The organism is Kribbella sp. NBC_00662 (assembly GCF_041430295.1).
Classification (GTDB): Bacteria; Actinomycetota; Actinomycetes; order Propionibacteriales; family Kribbellaceae; genus Kribbella.
Genome location: NZ_CP109029.1, coordinates 5,934,522 through 5,947,783, shown reverse-complemented (window position 1 = coordinate 5,947,783; position 13,262 = coordinate 5,934,522). Strand labels below are relative to the sequence as shown.

Here is a 13,262-nt window from a genome sequence, read left to right as displayed (position 1 = left end):
TATCAGCCCACGCGGCGGCTTCCGAAACAGCTGCCACCGCCTCCTGAGCGAGCCGCCTCCTCCCTAGGCCGGCGAGCAGGAGCTGGGCTGGCAAATCCGTCGCCTAGTGCTTGATCAGCTTTTCGCTGAGCGTCCATAGACGCTCGGCGGAGTGTGGGTCCAGAGCGTGGGGGACGACGTACGAGCGGACGTCGTGGTCGGTGAAGTTGATCGGGGTGGGCTCGTCGAGCAAGGAGACCTCGTTGTCCTTGAGGTAGGTGCCGCCGTAGGACTGCAGCTGCGGGTTGGTCGCGGCGAAGACGGTGGTGCTGGCGCCCTGTGCCGGGGTCTTGCGTTCGCGTGCGGGGTCGACGATTTGGTTGCCGGAGGCATCTAGCAGGTCCATCGCCTGGAGATCCTCGGTGGTCAGCCAGGGAATGCGGGTTTCGCCCTCGGGGAGGTGGGGGCCGAGGTTGGTGGTGACGACGATGCCGGGGTGTACGGCGAACGCGTGGATGCCGTACTGCGACCACCGGCGCTCCAGCTCGACCGCGAACAGGACGTTGGCGGTCTTCGACTGACCGTAGGCGAGGAGCGGGTCGTAGTCGTGGTTGAAGTGCGGGTCGTCCCAGCGGATGTCGGAGAGGCGGTGACCGCCGGAGGTGACGTTGACGATGCGGGCGCCACGGGCTGCTCGAAGCGCAGGAAGTAGACCGAGGGTCAGCTGGAAGTGCCCGAGATGGTTGGTGGCGAACTGCGATTCGTAGCCGCGCGCGTCGCGGACGAGCGGGCCGGCCATGATGCCGGCGTTGTTGATGAGGATGTGGAGCGGCCGGCCGGTCGCGAGATAGCGGTCGACGAAGGCGTCGATCGACTTCGGGTCGAGCAGGTCCAGCTCACTGGCCTCGACGCGATCGATCCCCTCCAACGCCGCGGCGGCGCTCGTGGGGTTGCGAACGGCAACTGTCACGGTCGCCCCGGCCTTGCAGAGGGCGCGGGTCGTTTCCAGGCCGAGGCCGCGGTGGCCGCCGGTGACGATCGCGTTCTTGCCGGTCAGGTCGATGCCGGCGAGTACGTCGTCCGCGGTCGAGGCGGCGGTGAAACCCGTGCCGATGGGGTGCTGTCTTGTTTGGGTCATGCTTCTAGCGTGCGGCGTGGACGGCGTACTCTGAATAAGTATCCGTCCAGATTTTCTTCGCGAGAGTACAGCCCATGGATCAGCTGTCCGAGGTGTTCGAGCTCGTCAACGTCCGGGGTGTGGTGTCGGGCGGGTTCGCCGTCCGCGGACGCTGGGTGTCCCGGGGTGAGTTGCAGGAGTCACTGAAGTTCATCGCGGTGATCGCCGGCCGGGCGCGTCTGCGCGCCGACGGCGCTGATGGCGCTGACGGCGCTGACGGCACCGACGAAGCAGTCGAGCTGGAGCCCGGCGATGTCGCGATCCTGAACGGCCGGTCGTGGATGGAGCTGTCGGGCGGGTCCGGCGACGGACCGGTGCACGAGATCGCTCCTGAGGAGGCGGGCAGGCTCACCGCGGCCGATTGGACGACCGACGACGTGATCCTCGGTGGTCGCATCGATCTGAACGAGGCCGGGCGGACGCTGCTGCTCGAAGCGCTGCCGCCGGTCGCGCATGTGCGGGCCTCCCCCACGACCGGCGCCAACCTGCGCGGCAGTCTCCATCGGCTGTTCGACGAGGTCGCCGGCGACCGCATCGGCTCGACGTTCGCGATCCGGCAACACGCGCAGCTGGTGCTCCTCGAAGTACTCCGGGCGTACGTCGAACAAGCCGATCTGCCGCCGGGATGGCTGCGCGTCCTGACCGACGACCGCCTCCGCCCCGCCCTCACCCTCATGCACTCGCAGCCCGACAAGCTCTGGGGGCTGAACGAGCTGGCGCAAGCAGGCGCGATGTCTCGTACGTCGTTCGCCGAGCGGTTCCGCGACGTGGCCGGCATGCCGCCGCGCACGTACCTCAGCCGCTGGCGAATGATGCTCGCCCAACGCGCTCTCCGCGACGCCGATGTCACCGTCGGGTCACTCGCGACCGAGCTCGGGTATGCCTCGGAGAGCGCATTCAGTACTGCGTTCAAACGCGAGGTCGGCGAGTCACCACTGCGCTACCGCTACCGGGTCCGCGATCAGGCGTTGTCCAGGTGATCCACCAGATCGGCGTCGAGCTCGATATCTAGCGCCGCCAGTGCCTCCTCCAACTGTTCGAGGGACGACGCCCCGATCAGTGGGATGACGTTGTGATGGAGGAGCCAGGTCAGCACGACCTGGTTGGGGGTTGCGCCGAGGTCTTGGGCGATTTGGCGGAGAGTCTGGTAGCGGACGTAGGCCGTCGGGTGCGCGTAGCCGCGCTGGGCGGAGAACGGGCGGTCCGGACGGGTGTAGGAGCCCGTGAGTAGAGCCTGGTAGGCAACGAGCGTCACGTCGGGGTGCTCTGACAGGTAGTCGAAGTGCTCGACGCCCGCGTGCTGGTAGTGCGCAGTGCCGTGACGGCTTACGTGCTGCAGTGAGGGCGGGTTCGGCCAGAGGTAGCTCGAGTGCTGCTGGATGACGGAGTACTGCGCGACGCCCTGGGCAGCTGCGATCCGGCGAGCGCGGTCCTGACGCCAGGTGGCCGTGTTGCTGCAGCCGACCGAGAATCGCGATCGCGGTATCGGCTGGCGTCGACGTACCGAAGTTCATCGCGCCTAAGCAGAGCGCACTGACAGTCCGTCCATTCCAAGAGTCGGAGACAACATGCCTTCCAGCTTGCTTTCTGGAGCGCACTCCAAGTCAAGTCAGACGAGCCAGATGCCTTTGTCCATCAGAACTCGGTCCTTGAGTTCGTTGACCTCTCGCCAGGCCTGGATCTTCGTGGGGGTGACGCGAAAGAACGGGTAGTTCGGCAGGGGGCGCGGGTCGAAGCCGGCCTTGGTCGCGAAGGATTCGCCCTCGGCATCGGTGACATCTGCGACCGCAGCGGTTCCGGTGATATGGATGACGTCGCGGAACTCCCCGATGGTCAGCTGTAGCTGTGGGTTCGCCTGGAGGTTGCGGGCGGTCGGGTTGGTGACGGATGTGGAGAGCAGCAGGGTGTCGTCGGACCACAGGAACGACAAGGGCATCAGGTACGGCGTACCGTCCAGCGAGGCTGTGGACACCCACGCGTCGACGTCCGTTTCGAAGCGGCGCAGCATGTCCTGCTTGCGTACCGGCAGCGGGCGGGGTGGTGCCGTCATGGCGGGCTCCTGTTCGTTCGACTGTCACATGTGGTCTCGGCACATCGTCATCGGGATGACGGCGCTGGGCCGGGTGGTGTGACAGGTGGAATGGTGATGGACATGGATGCGGACGACTGGCTCGCGACACGGTTCGAGCAGAACCGGGACCGCCTGCGGGCTGTCGCGTACCGGATCCTAGGCTCTGAACCGGAGGCGGAGGACGCGGTCCAGGAGACCTGGATCCGGCTCAGCCGCAGCGACACCGCCACGATCGACAACCTCGGCGGCTGGCTGACCACGGTCGTCGGGCGGATCTGCCTCGACATGCTGCGCTCCCGCCGCGGCCGGCCCGAGCTCCCGGTCGGCGACCACTCCCCTGTGCTCGCGGACGACGTCGTACCCGATCCCGAACTCGAAGCGGTGCAAGCGGATTCGGTCGGTCTCGCGCTGCTCGTCGTACTCGAGACGCTGTCCCCGGCGGAGCGGCTGGCGTTCGTATTGCACGACCTGTTCGCCGTACCGTTCGAAGACATCGCGCCGATCATCGGTAAGTCACCGGCGGCCGCACGACAGATCGCGAGCCGCGCCCGACGGCGGGTCCGCGGTACGCCGGAACCGACCAGCGTGGATGTGGTTCGGCAACAGGAAGTCGTCAGCGCATTCCTCGCCGCCGCACGCAACGCGGACTTCTCGGCGTTGCTCGAGGTGCTCGATCCCGAGGTCGTACTGCGTGCCGACGCCACCGCCGCGGAACGCGGAATGGCCGGGAGCATCTCCGGACACGACCGCGTCGCGCGGGCCTTCACCGGACGGGCGCAGGCGGCGAAACTCGTACTGGTCGACGGCATGCCCGGGCTGGTGTGGATGCAGCGTGGCGAACCCGTCGTTGTGTTCTCTTTCACGGTCGTCGACGGGCGTGTCGCGACGATCGAACTCCGCGGCGATGCCGACTACCTGCAAACCGTCGATCTGGTGTCGTTGCAGGGCTGATCGGACGGCGTGGCGAGTGGACAGGTTCGGTGTGACTCGTGTGACGGATGGGGTGCGATTCACGCTCGTCGTACCCGGACGACGACAGCGTGGAATCCGGTTTTTGTCCGGGCGGAAAGTGCGCTACTGTTCTGCTCTCGCACCGAGGGAAACCCACTCGGGGTGATGCGGACGTAGCTCAGTTGGTAGAGCGCAACCTTGCCAAGGTTGAGGTCGCCGGTTCGAACCCGGTCGTCCGCTCGGAGAGGGTTCGCCCAAGAATTGTTGTGGCACGTCTCTTTGGTGGAGTGGCCGAGAGGCGAGGCAACGGCCTGCAAAGCCGTGTACACGGGTTCGAATCCCGTCTCCACCTCGAACCTCAGTATTGTTGAGTTCCTGGACGATTGGCGCAGCGGTAGCGCGCTTCCCTGACACGGAAGAGGTCACTGGTTCGATCCCAGTATCGTCCACGAAGCCGATAGGCGACTCGTGTCCGCGGAGAGCGCGGACCGGGTCGCCTTCGTCATTTGTGCGGCTGCGCTTCGCTTGCCGCGTTGCGGGGGCTCCGCCACCCGCACCCCCTGGGGCCTTCGCTTCGCTCGGCGGTTCGTCCCGGCTTGGGTTGGCTGCTGGCTCACCTCCTCCAAGTCCTCACAATCCGACAATCTCCCACCGGTCGGGTCAGATCTGACCGTTGGTCGCGGACTGCCAGAGGACAGCGTTGTCGGAGTCCCGGTAGACCACGGCGTTGCCGTCGTTCTGGACGGTCAGATGCGCCATAGCGGTCCCGCCGGTCCCGGTGAACCAGAGCGGTGTATTGACGGCGTAGCTCACCAGATTGCCGTCCGCCTGCATGACCAGCCGGGTGGCGCCGGGCGTCTGGACTGCCCAGAGGACGTGGTAGCCGGGTCCGTAAAGCACGATGCTGCCATCGGACTGCATCAGCAAGGCGTAGCGCAGATCCGCGGAACCCAGGTAGTCGGATCCCGAGGCGTTGAGCTGGTTGCCGGCCGGCAGGACGGCTGATCCGTAGGCGGTGGTGCCGCCGCGGCCGCCCGTTCCGGTCCACCACTTCGGTGCGCCGTTCGAGCTGTTGTAGACGACGAGGTTGCCGTCCGACTGAATCGTCAGGTGCGCCGCGCCGCTGCCGCTGGTCAAGCTCTGCCAGACCGGCGTATTGCCGTTGTAGAGGACCAGGTTCCCGTCGGTCTGCATGACCAGCCGGGTGGCGCCCGACGTACCGGAGCTCCAGATCGCGGTTCCGCTGTACAGGACGAGGTTGCCGTCGGCCTGCAGCAGCAGCGCGAATCGGCGGTCGGTGGAGAGTAGGTACTGATTCTGGTTCAGCTGCTGGCCCGCGGGCAGAGTGTCGCTTCCGTAGAACGAGCTGCCACCGACGCCACCCCATGCGGCGGGGAACGGAGTGTTGTCACTGGTTACGTAGCTACCGGGTGCGACCAGGGCAACGCCTGACATCGGACTCGGCGGGATCGCCGTACCGCTCCACGGGCCCGGGTTGCTGCCGGCGCCGCTGCGGAGCACGAAATGCAGATGACAGCCTGTGCTGTTGCCCGTCGTACCGATGTGTCCGATGACCTGAGACGCAGTCACCGTGTTGCCAGTGGACACGGATCGGTCCTGCAGGTGCTGGTACACGGTCAGATAGCCGTCGCCGTGATTGATCGCGATCAGGTTGCCGCCGCCTCCGCTGTCCCATGCGGAGTAGACGACAGTGCCGCCCGCGGCTGCTCGTACGTTCATGCCGCAGTCGTCGGCGCCGTTCGGCTTGTTGATGTCGACGGCGTAGTAGTCGTACGAGTTGTGGCCGTAGAAGCCTCCGCCGCCACTGCCCGCCGGGTTGCCGACGGCCATCCGCACGCCTGCGTCCCAGGGTGCGTGAAAGGTCGGCACTGCGTGCGCCGGCTGGGCGGCCACCGTCGTCAGACCTACAATCAGCGCGGCCAGCAGACTCGTACGTCGCGCGCGTGGTCGCGCCGTGAAAATCCCCATCACATCGGCCTCCATCCGGTCTCCACCATGGTCGATCCCGGAGGTACTGCGAGGTAGTAGACCGAGGTTGAACACCGTGGGGCGCGCACGTACGACAAAGTCGTACCGCTGCTGCTACCCGTAGGGCCGGAGCTTCGCGATCACGGCAGCGCGCTGACGCACGCCGAGCTTGTCCAGAATCCGGGTCACGTGAGTCTTCACCGTGGACACCGTTATCGACAGCTGCCGTGCGATCTCCTCGTTCGTCAGGTCGTCCGCCAAGAGCAGTGCGACCTCGCGCTCCCGCGAGGTGAGGAGTTCCAGGAAGGTGCGGGCTTCGGCCGACGGCCGCATCAGCAGATCGTTCATCTCGGCCTGCGCTCGCTCGCAACGATCCCGCAGGCCGTGGAGATCACGCAGTACGGTTTGCGGATCGGACAGGCCACCGTCGACCATGCGAATGATCTCGCCGCGCAACTGCTCCAGCTGCTGGCCGAACGCCTCGAGCACGTCCACGACCGACACCGGTCCGGACGCCAGCGCCTCGCGACCGAACAACGTGCTCTCGCGCGCGATGTCCTCCTGTTCGCGGACCAATGCTCTGACGACGCCGTCGGCCAGCCACTGGAATGCCCGGACGACTTCGCCGTCGTAGACGCCGGACTGATAGCTCTGCATCGAGGCGAGCCCGATGACCGCCGCTCCGTGCGCTGACGGCTGGAGCAACGGAACCGCGATCGCGTCCCGGGACAGCCGCTCCTCGTCGCCGAACGAGAAGCCTCGGTGGAGCAGGAGGCCGTCGTCCATGCGGTAGCAGTAGGGCTTGGCATTCCCCTTGATCCAGGCAGCGAGCCGGTCGGGCCCGTAGATCTGGTGCCCCGGAGACCGCTCCTCGGGCGCGTCGTACACGTAGGGCAGTACGAGGTACTGCTCGTCGCGGAAGAACGCCACGTAGAAGCTGTCGACAGGGGCGATCGTGCCCATCGTCACGCGCCACTGGTTGAACAGCTTGCGCCGCTGGCCGTCGGGCAGATAACTCAACGTCCGGTACGCATCCCGAAGAATCTCGGCGAGCCACGGCGAGAACTGACTGAGATCAGACATTGACGCCGTCCTCAGGTGCGCAGGAGTTCCATCCCCCACCCTACGGTCGTTTCCTACAGATCGTCCGCAGAGGGTCGAGCATCGGAATGACTTTGGGTTATTGCTAGCAGGAGCACTCCGCCGCCTACGAGGGACATCGTTGTGGGGTGCTGGTTGAAGAGTGCTACTCCTATCGCGGTGGCAACTACTGGTTCCAGTAGGGCTACTACGGATGCGGTGGAGGTTTCGAGGGCTCTTAGGCCTGTGTAGAAGAGGGTGTAGGCGAGGGCTGTGGGGATCAGGCCGAAGTAGGCGATCAGGAGCCAGCCGAGGGGTGTGGTGGGTAGGGCGGCGAAGGGGAGTAGGAAGGCTGCTCCTACTAGGAAGCCGAGGAATGCTGTGGTTAGCGGGTCTGGGGTGTGGCGGTTGAGGATTGTTGTTGCTGAGTAGCCGGCTGCTGAGGCCAGGGCTGCTGCTACGCCTGTGAGGTTGGCTTGGCCGGTGGTGAAGGTCAGGAGGGTCAGGCCGATGAGGGCGACGAGGATGGACTTGGTGAGGCGTTCTCTCGTTGCGAGGGTGATGAGGATGGGGGCGGCGCCCAGGGCGATGACAGTCGCTATGCCGACGCCTACTCGGGGGATGGCGATGAAGTAGCCGAGTTGGCAGAGGGCCAGGCCGGCGCCGCTGAATAGGTGGCGGAGTGGGGTTGCGGTGAAGTGCGGGCGGGCGGCTCCTCTGCCTGACAGGCGGCGAGCCAGGGCCAGCCAGAGGGCGGCCGTGGTCAGGCGCCAGAAGGACGTGGCTGTGGGCGTCAGGCCGGCGTGTTGGGTGAGGAGTGCGCCGGTGGGGCCGCCGGTTCCCCAGGCGATGGCGGCGATGACGACGTACAGGAAGGCGCGTCTGGTCGAGAGACGAGAGTGCATCGGTTGCTCCGGGATGTTCGCGATGAAAGTGGGGCGTCTGCGAACAGGCCGAAGGAGCTCAGGTCAGAGCGACCTGAGCGTTGGGAAGCCGTCCGCTAAGCGGCGGCCGGCGGGCAGATGATGCGATGCACGAAGTGGACAGTAGCTAGTCCACGGATGTGCAGCGAATGGTTTTACATGCGCAGATACGAGCCGCCGTTGAAGTCCAGGACAGTCCCGGTGGCGAACTCGGCTTCCGCGGAAGCGAGGTACATGATGGCGGCCGCTACCTCGGACGGGTCGGCTACTCGTTCCAACGGGCTCTCGAGGCGGCGGCGGTCGTAGCCGTCGCCGGACAGGTTCATGGCGGCCATGTCGGTAACGGTCCAGCCAGGGGCGATGGCGGTGACGGCGATGCCTTCGGGCCCCAGGGCTCGAGCGAGCGACTGGGTGAACGACACGATCGCGGCTTTCGAGGCGCCGTACGCAGGCTGGTTCGGCTCGCCGCGGAACGCGCCGCGGGACGAGACGTTCACGATCCGACCGCCGCGGCCCATGTGCCGGACCGCGCACCAGGTGACGTTGGAAGGCCCGACGAGGTTCACCGCGAGCGTCTCCGCCCACGCCTGCTGCCACTCGGCGTACGTCGTCTCGCGGATCCGGTGCGGCACATACAGGCCGGCGTTGTTGACCAGTACGTCGATGCTGCCCAGCGCTCTCGCGGCGTCGTCGACCATCGACTCGATCGCCGCCGGATCAGCGAGATCAGCCTGGACCATCACGTGACCCGTACCAGGCAGCTCCTTCAGCACTTGGGCTGCGGCGTCCGCCGAGGCGCTGTAGTGGACTGCCACTCGGTCGCCCGCCGCGGCGAAGGCTCGCGCCGTCGCCGCTCCGATCCCCCGTGATGCTCCGGTCACCAGCACAGATCGGTTCATACAACCGATCTTTTCATCACGGTCGTGGCTTGTGGTCGCGGCGGTACGACTTGCTGGCCCGGACCCACTCCTTCTTCATCTCGTTGCGCAGCCGGATATCCGCACGACGCGCCATGTACGCCGCCTCGCGCTGCAGCTTCACCCAGCTCTCGTAGCGCCGGTACGGCAACGAGCCGTCGTCCAGAGCGGCTCGCACCGCACAGTCGGGCTCCATCACATGCGAACAGTCCTTGAACTTGCACTGCTCCGCCAGCGCCGTGATGTCCGGGAACGCCGCCGCCAGCCCCTCCCCTGACTCCTGCAGACCGATCCCCCGCAGCCCAGGCGTGTCGATGACAACCCCTCCGCCGGGCAGCACGATCAGCTCACGCCGCACCGACGTATGACGGCCCTTGCCGTCTTCTCGGATGTCCTGCACGTCCAGCAACTCCACACCGGCCAGTGCGTTCACCAGCGACGACTTGCCGGCGCCACTGGACCCCAGCAACGCCAGAGTGGCGTCCCCGTCCAGCAAAGCGCGTACCCCATCCAACCCCGCGCCAGTGGTCGCGCTGCACACCAGTACGTCGGCCCCCGGCGCGGCCAGCGCCACGTCCTCGGCCACCGAATCGGCGTCCCCGACCAAGTCGGACTTCGTCAGTACGACGACCGGCCGCGCGCCGCTCTCCCACGCCAGCGCCATGAAGCGCTCGATACGCACGATGTTCGGCTCCGGAACCAGTCCGACCACGATGGCGATCACATCGACGTTCGACGCGAGCACCTGCCCGCGTGACGACCCGCCGACCTCCGCCCGGACGATCGCGGTACGGCGTGGCAGCACCGACTCGACGGTGATCCGGTCGTCCGGCCAGAACCGCAGTACGACCCAGTCCCCTGTACACGGGCCGGCCTGCGGGTCGGAGGCGATCGCGGTGAGTAATGCGCCGGACCAGCTCGCGCGGACCGGGCCGTCCGCGGTGAAGACCGTCGCCAGGCCCTTGTCGACCCGGGCGACGCGTCCCGGGACCAGCTCTTCCGGGACGGATTGCAAGAAGTCGGCCGTGGAACTGTCGAGTCCCAAGGCCTGGAGTGTGGCTGACATGCGGCGAACCTTTCAGAGGGTCCGGCCGCGAGCTCAGCTCAGCGGACGGACAGTGTCGGAGACAGCAGGCCGTTGGGCCTGGTAGTAGCTCATGGCGGCTGCCTCCCTCCGGTCCGGTCGGTCCCGAGCCAGGGACCGTCTGATGTGGTCAGACTAGGTCGTCGGTGTCACTCTGCGCACCGGATTTTCCGACCGACGCAGGCTTCCGCTCAGGCTCCTCGTCCTCAGGGCCGGCGGGATCGGCGGGATCGGCGGGAGCTGCAGCAGCCGGAGGAGCTGCTGCCGCAGGCGCAGACTTCAGCGGTCGCTCGGCCAGCTCCTCCACCTTGCGCGCCACCTCGGCCTCCGGCCGCTCGTCCGACTCCACCGGCGTCAGCGTGTGATCGTGGTGCCGCTCCGGCTCCGCCTTCATCACCGGCTCGATCTCTTCCTCGTCGGCGTCGGCAGCCTTCACCTCGGCGACATGCTGCTTGTGCGGCCACAGCCGGTCCACCACGGCATTCAGCGCCGCACCTATCAGTACTGCGATCGCCGTCATGTACAGCCACATCAGGACGGCGATAGGCGCGGCCAGCGGACCGTAGATCGACGTACCGCCGACGGTGCTCTGCAAGACCCAGCGCAGTACGAAGCTGCCCAGGATCCAGATCGACAGCGCCAGGAACGAGCCGGGCAGGTCCGAGACCCACGGCGTCCGGATCGGCACCGACAGGTGGTACAGGGTGTTCAAGAAGCCCGCCGACAGGATCGTGACGACCGGCCAGTACAGCTGGTTCAGGAAGTCGAGTCGGTGCGGCAGCAGCGCCTGGACCGCGTCCGGGCCGGCCAGCACCAGCGGCAGGACGATCACGCCGATGATCAACGCCGCGCAGTACAGGCTGAACGACAGCGCGCGGGTCCGGACGATGCCGCGCTTGCCGCCCATCCCGTACATGATCGTGATCGTGTCGACGAACACGTTCAGTGCGCGGCTGCCGGACCACAGCGACAGCACGAAACCGATCGAGATGACGTCCGGCCGGCCGCCGTTCAGCACTTGGTCGAGGGTCGGCGAGATCACGCTCTTGATCGAGTCGTCGGTCAGCGCACGAGCGGCCAGATCGACGATCTGCTGCTTGATGTCGTTGATCGTCTCGACCTCGAACCATTTGCTCGCGATGTAACCGAGCGATCCGGCGAGTCCGAAGATCAGCGGCGGCAGCGAGAGGATCGCGAAGAACGCCCCCTCGGCCGCGAGCCCGGTGACGCGGTACCGCAGACACACGCCGACGGTCTGGGTGAGCAGACTCCAGGTCGTCGCGGGGATCCGCCGAACCCATGCCAATGAGAGGGAGCTCCCACCAGTGGGTCCTGCCCCGATGCGTGCCATACCGCTTACCGTACTGACATGGCGGACCCATTCGCGGTAACGAATCAGGCTCCCCCACTGCGGGGCGTGAACTTCTTCACCCAGGACGCGGCTCTCGGTGACGCTCTGCGTCCGTACGCCGACCTGGCCGGCGACCCCGGTCTACACCGGATCGGCGAGCTGGCCGGCTCCGAGGAGGCCCGCGCACACGCCCTCCCGGCGAACCAGAACCCGCCCGTACTGCGCACCCACGACCGGTACGGGAACCGCATCGACGAGGTCGAGTTCCACCCCTCGTGGCACTGGCTGATGGAGCGGGCCGTCGGCTTCGGGCTTCAGGCCGCGCCGTGGACCAGCGATCGCCCGTCGCCGCACCTCGCCCGGGCAGCGGGTTTCTATCTGTGGTCGCAGGTCGAGCCCGGCCACGGCTGCCCGATCTCGATGACGTACGCCGCGGTGCCGGCGCTCCGCGCGGACGAGCGCCTCGCGAAGGAGTGGGTCCCGCAACTGGCGTCGACGGAGTACGACGTACGGCGGTTGCCGGTCGCGGCCAAGAACGGTGTGCTCGCCGGGATGGGGATGACCGAGAAGCAGGGCGGGTCCGACGTACGGGCGAACCTCACGACCGCGACGCCTGTCGGTGACGACGGTGAGTACCAGCTGAACGGGCACAAGTGGTTCTGCTCGGCGCCGCAGGTGGATGTGTTCCTGGTGCTGGCCCAGGCGCCGGACGGGCTGAGCTGTTTCGTCGTACCGCGGGTGCTTGCCGATGGCAACCGGAACCCGTTCGCGCTGCAGCGGCTCAAGGACAAGCTGGGGAACCGCTCGAACGCGTCGTCGGAGGTCGAGTTCCACGGCACGATCGGATATCGCCTGGGCGACGAGGGTGCCGGGGTCCGCACGATCATCGAGATGGTCGCGGCCACTCGGCTGGACTGTGTGCTGGGCTCAGCCGCGCTGCAAAGGAAAGCCCTCATCGAGGCGATCTGGCACACGCGGCACCGGAGTGCCTTCGGTGGGCTGCTGGCCGACAAGCCGGCGATGCAGAACGTACTGGCGGATCTGGCGATCGAGTCCGAGGCGGCGACCGCTCTGGGGATGCGCCTGGCAGCCGCTGTTGACTCACCGGACCCGAAGGAAGCAGCCTTCCGCCGGATCGCTCTTCCGTTGGCGAAGTTCTGGGTGTGCAAGCGGACGCCGTTCATGGTCGCGGAGGCGTTGGAGTGTCTCGGCGGGAACGGGTATGTCGAGGAGTCGGGCCTCCCGCTGCTCTATCGGGAGTCCCCGCTCAACTCCATCTGGGAAGGGTCGGGGAACGTCAACGCGCTCGACGTACTGCGGGCGCTCCGCCGGCCCGAGTCGCTCGAGGCGTGGCTGGGTGAAATGGCCGCGGTGCAAGGGGCCGACGCCAGGCTGGACACCGCGGTGAACGACGTACTGCAAGCGCTTGCTGACATCGAGAACGCCGAAGCCGGCGCCCGCAGACTGGCCGCTCAGATGGCCCTGTGCCTGCAGGGTTCGCTACTCGTCAGGCATTCGACCCCGGTCGTCGCGGACGCGTTCGTGGCATCGCGGTTGGCCAACGACTGGGGTGGTGTGTTCGGCACGCTGCCGCGGACGACACCGTTCGATCAGATCGTCGGGCGCGCGATAGGGTGAGCGCGTCGCGACTGGCGCGCTGAGGTGGATAACCACCGGGGAGCGAAACCCGTCGGCACCGTGCGCCTGGGTGCCTTCGACCGACTGCAACCGCAGGAGAGA

Annotated in this window: 12 protein-coding genes, 3 tRNA genes and 1 riboswitch; of the genes, 6 read left to right on the top strand and 9 right to left on the bottom strand. The window is 66.9% G+C overall.

What is annotated here, in order from left to right:
• Nucleotides 1–103: 103 nt before the first annotated feature.
• Entirely contained in the window at nt 104–1,117 is a 1,014-nt protein-coding gene (locus OHA10_RS29500; protein WP_371402013.1) for an SDR family NAD(P)-dependent oxidoreductase, read from the bottom strand.
• A gap of 74 nt (nt 1,118–1,191) precedes the next feature.
• Here OHA10_RS29500 and OHA10_RS29495 point away from each other — a divergent pair, with 74 nt between their 5' ends.
• Nucleotides 1,192–2,136 carry an AraC family transcriptional regulator gene (locus tag OHA10_RS29495; protein ID WP_371402012.1) on the top strand — a complete coding sequence of 315 codons (945 nt, stop codon included), beginning with the start codon at nt 1,192–1,194 and terminating at the stop codon, nt 2,134–2,136.
• Here OHA10_RS29495 and OHA10_RS29490 read toward each other — a convergent pair.
• Both OHA10_RS29490 and OHA10_RS29485 read right to left on the bottom strand, forming a co-directional pair.
• Nucleotides 2,118–2,573: an aldo/keto reductase gene (locus OHA10_RS29490; protein ID WP_371408007.1), complete on the bottom strand. Its 456-nt coding sequence runs from the start codon at nt 2,571–2,573 to the stop codon at nt 2,118–2,120. The two genes, OHA10_RS29495 and OHA10_RS29490, sit on opposite strands and share 19 nt — an antisense overlap.
• A 192-nt stretch (nt 2,574–2,765) precedes the next feature.
• A complete protein-coding gene (locus OHA10_RS29485; protein ID WP_371402011.1) occupies nt 2,766–3,206 on the bottom strand; it encodes a pyridoxamine 5'-phosphate oxidase family protein in 441 nt (146 codons plus the stop codon).
• Between the two features lie 96 nt (nt 3,207–3,302).
• Between OHA10_RS29485 and OHA10_RS29480 the strand changes: the two genes are divergently transcribed.
• The 4 genes from OHA10_RS29480 to OHA10_RS29465 all read left to right on the top strand — a co-directional run bounded on the left by OHA10_RS29480 (nt 3,303) and on the right by OHA10_RS29465 (nt 4,627).
• A complete protein-coding gene (locus OHA10_RS29480) occupies nt 3,303–4,178 on the top strand; it encodes a sigma-70 family RNA polymerase sigma factor (protein ID WP_371402010.1) in 876 nt (291 codons plus the stop codon).
• 167 nt (nt 4,179–4,345) lie between these two features.
• Nucleotides 4,346–4,418 (top strand) — tRNA-Gly (locus OHA10_RS29475).
• A 41-nt stretch (nt 4,419–4,459) separates the two neighbouring features.
• Nucleotides 4,460–4,530, top strand: a tRNA-Cys gene (locus tag OHA10_RS29470).
• A gap of 25 nt (nt 4,531–4,555) precedes the next feature.
• A tRNA-Val gene (locus OHA10_RS29465) sits at nt 4,556–4,627 on the top strand.
• A 211-nt stretch (nt 4,628–4,838) separates the two neighbouring features.
• On the opposite strand, the gene OHA10_RS29460 is transcribed toward OHA10_RS29465, so the two are convergent.
• The 6 genes from OHA10_RS29460 to OHA10_RS29435 all read right to left on the bottom strand — a co-directional run bounded on the left by OHA10_RS29460 (nt 4,839) and on the right by OHA10_RS29435 (nt 11,522).
• On the bottom strand, nt 4,839–6,182 hold the full coding sequence (locus OHA10_RS29460) for a peptidoglycan DD-metalloendopeptidase family protein (protein WP_371402009.1): 1,344 nt from the start codon (nt 6,180–6,182) through the stop codon (nt 4,839–4,841).
• A 99-nt stretch (nt 6,183–6,281) separates the two neighbouring features.
• On the bottom strand, nt 6,282–7,250 hold the full coding sequence (locus OHA10_RS29455; RefSeq protein WP_371402008.1) for a LuxR C-terminal-related transcriptional regulator: 969 nt from the start codon (nt 7,248–7,250) through the stop codon (nt 6,282–6,284).
• 53 nt (nt 7,251–7,303) lie between these two features.
• Entirely contained in the window at nt 7,304–8,152 is an 849-nt protein-coding gene (locus OHA10_RS29450) for a DMT family transporter (RefSeq protein ID WP_371402007.1), read from the bottom strand.
• 173 nt (nt 8,153–8,325) lie between these two features.
• Complete coding sequence (locus tag OHA10_RS29445) at nt 8,326–9,069, bottom strand: SDR family NAD(P)-dependent oxidoreductase (RefSeq protein WP_371402006.1); 744 nt, start codon at nt 9,067–9,069, stop codon at nt 8,326–8,328.
• A gap of 16 nt (nt 9,070–9,085) precedes the next feature.
• Nucleotides 9,086–10,153 (bottom strand): ribosome small subunit-dependent GTPase A, encoded by a 1,068-nt coding sequence (rsgA, locus tag OHA10_RS29440; protein WP_371402005.1) that lies wholly within the window; start codon nt 10,151–10,153, stop codon nt 9,086–9,088.
• 148 nt (nt 10,154–10,301) lie between these two features.
• Entirely contained in the window at nt 10,302–11,522 is a 1,221-nt protein-coding gene (locus OHA10_RS29435) for a YihY/virulence factor BrkB family protein (RefSeq protein ID WP_371402004.1), read from the bottom strand.
• 18 nt (nt 11,523–11,540) lie between these two features.
• Between OHA10_RS29435 and OHA10_RS29430 the strand changes: the two genes are divergently transcribed.
• Nucleotides 11,541–13,160: an acyl-CoA dehydrogenase family protein gene (locus OHA10_RS29430; RefSeq protein ID WP_371402003.1), complete on the top strand. Its 1,620-nt coding sequence runs from the start codon at nt 11,541–11,543 to the stop codon at nt 13,158–13,160.
• Nucleotides 13,158–13,239, top strand: a riboswitch (ZMP/ZTP riboswitch). It overlaps the preceding gene by 3 nt.
• The last annotated feature ends 23 nt before the right edge of the window (nt 13,240–13,262 follow it).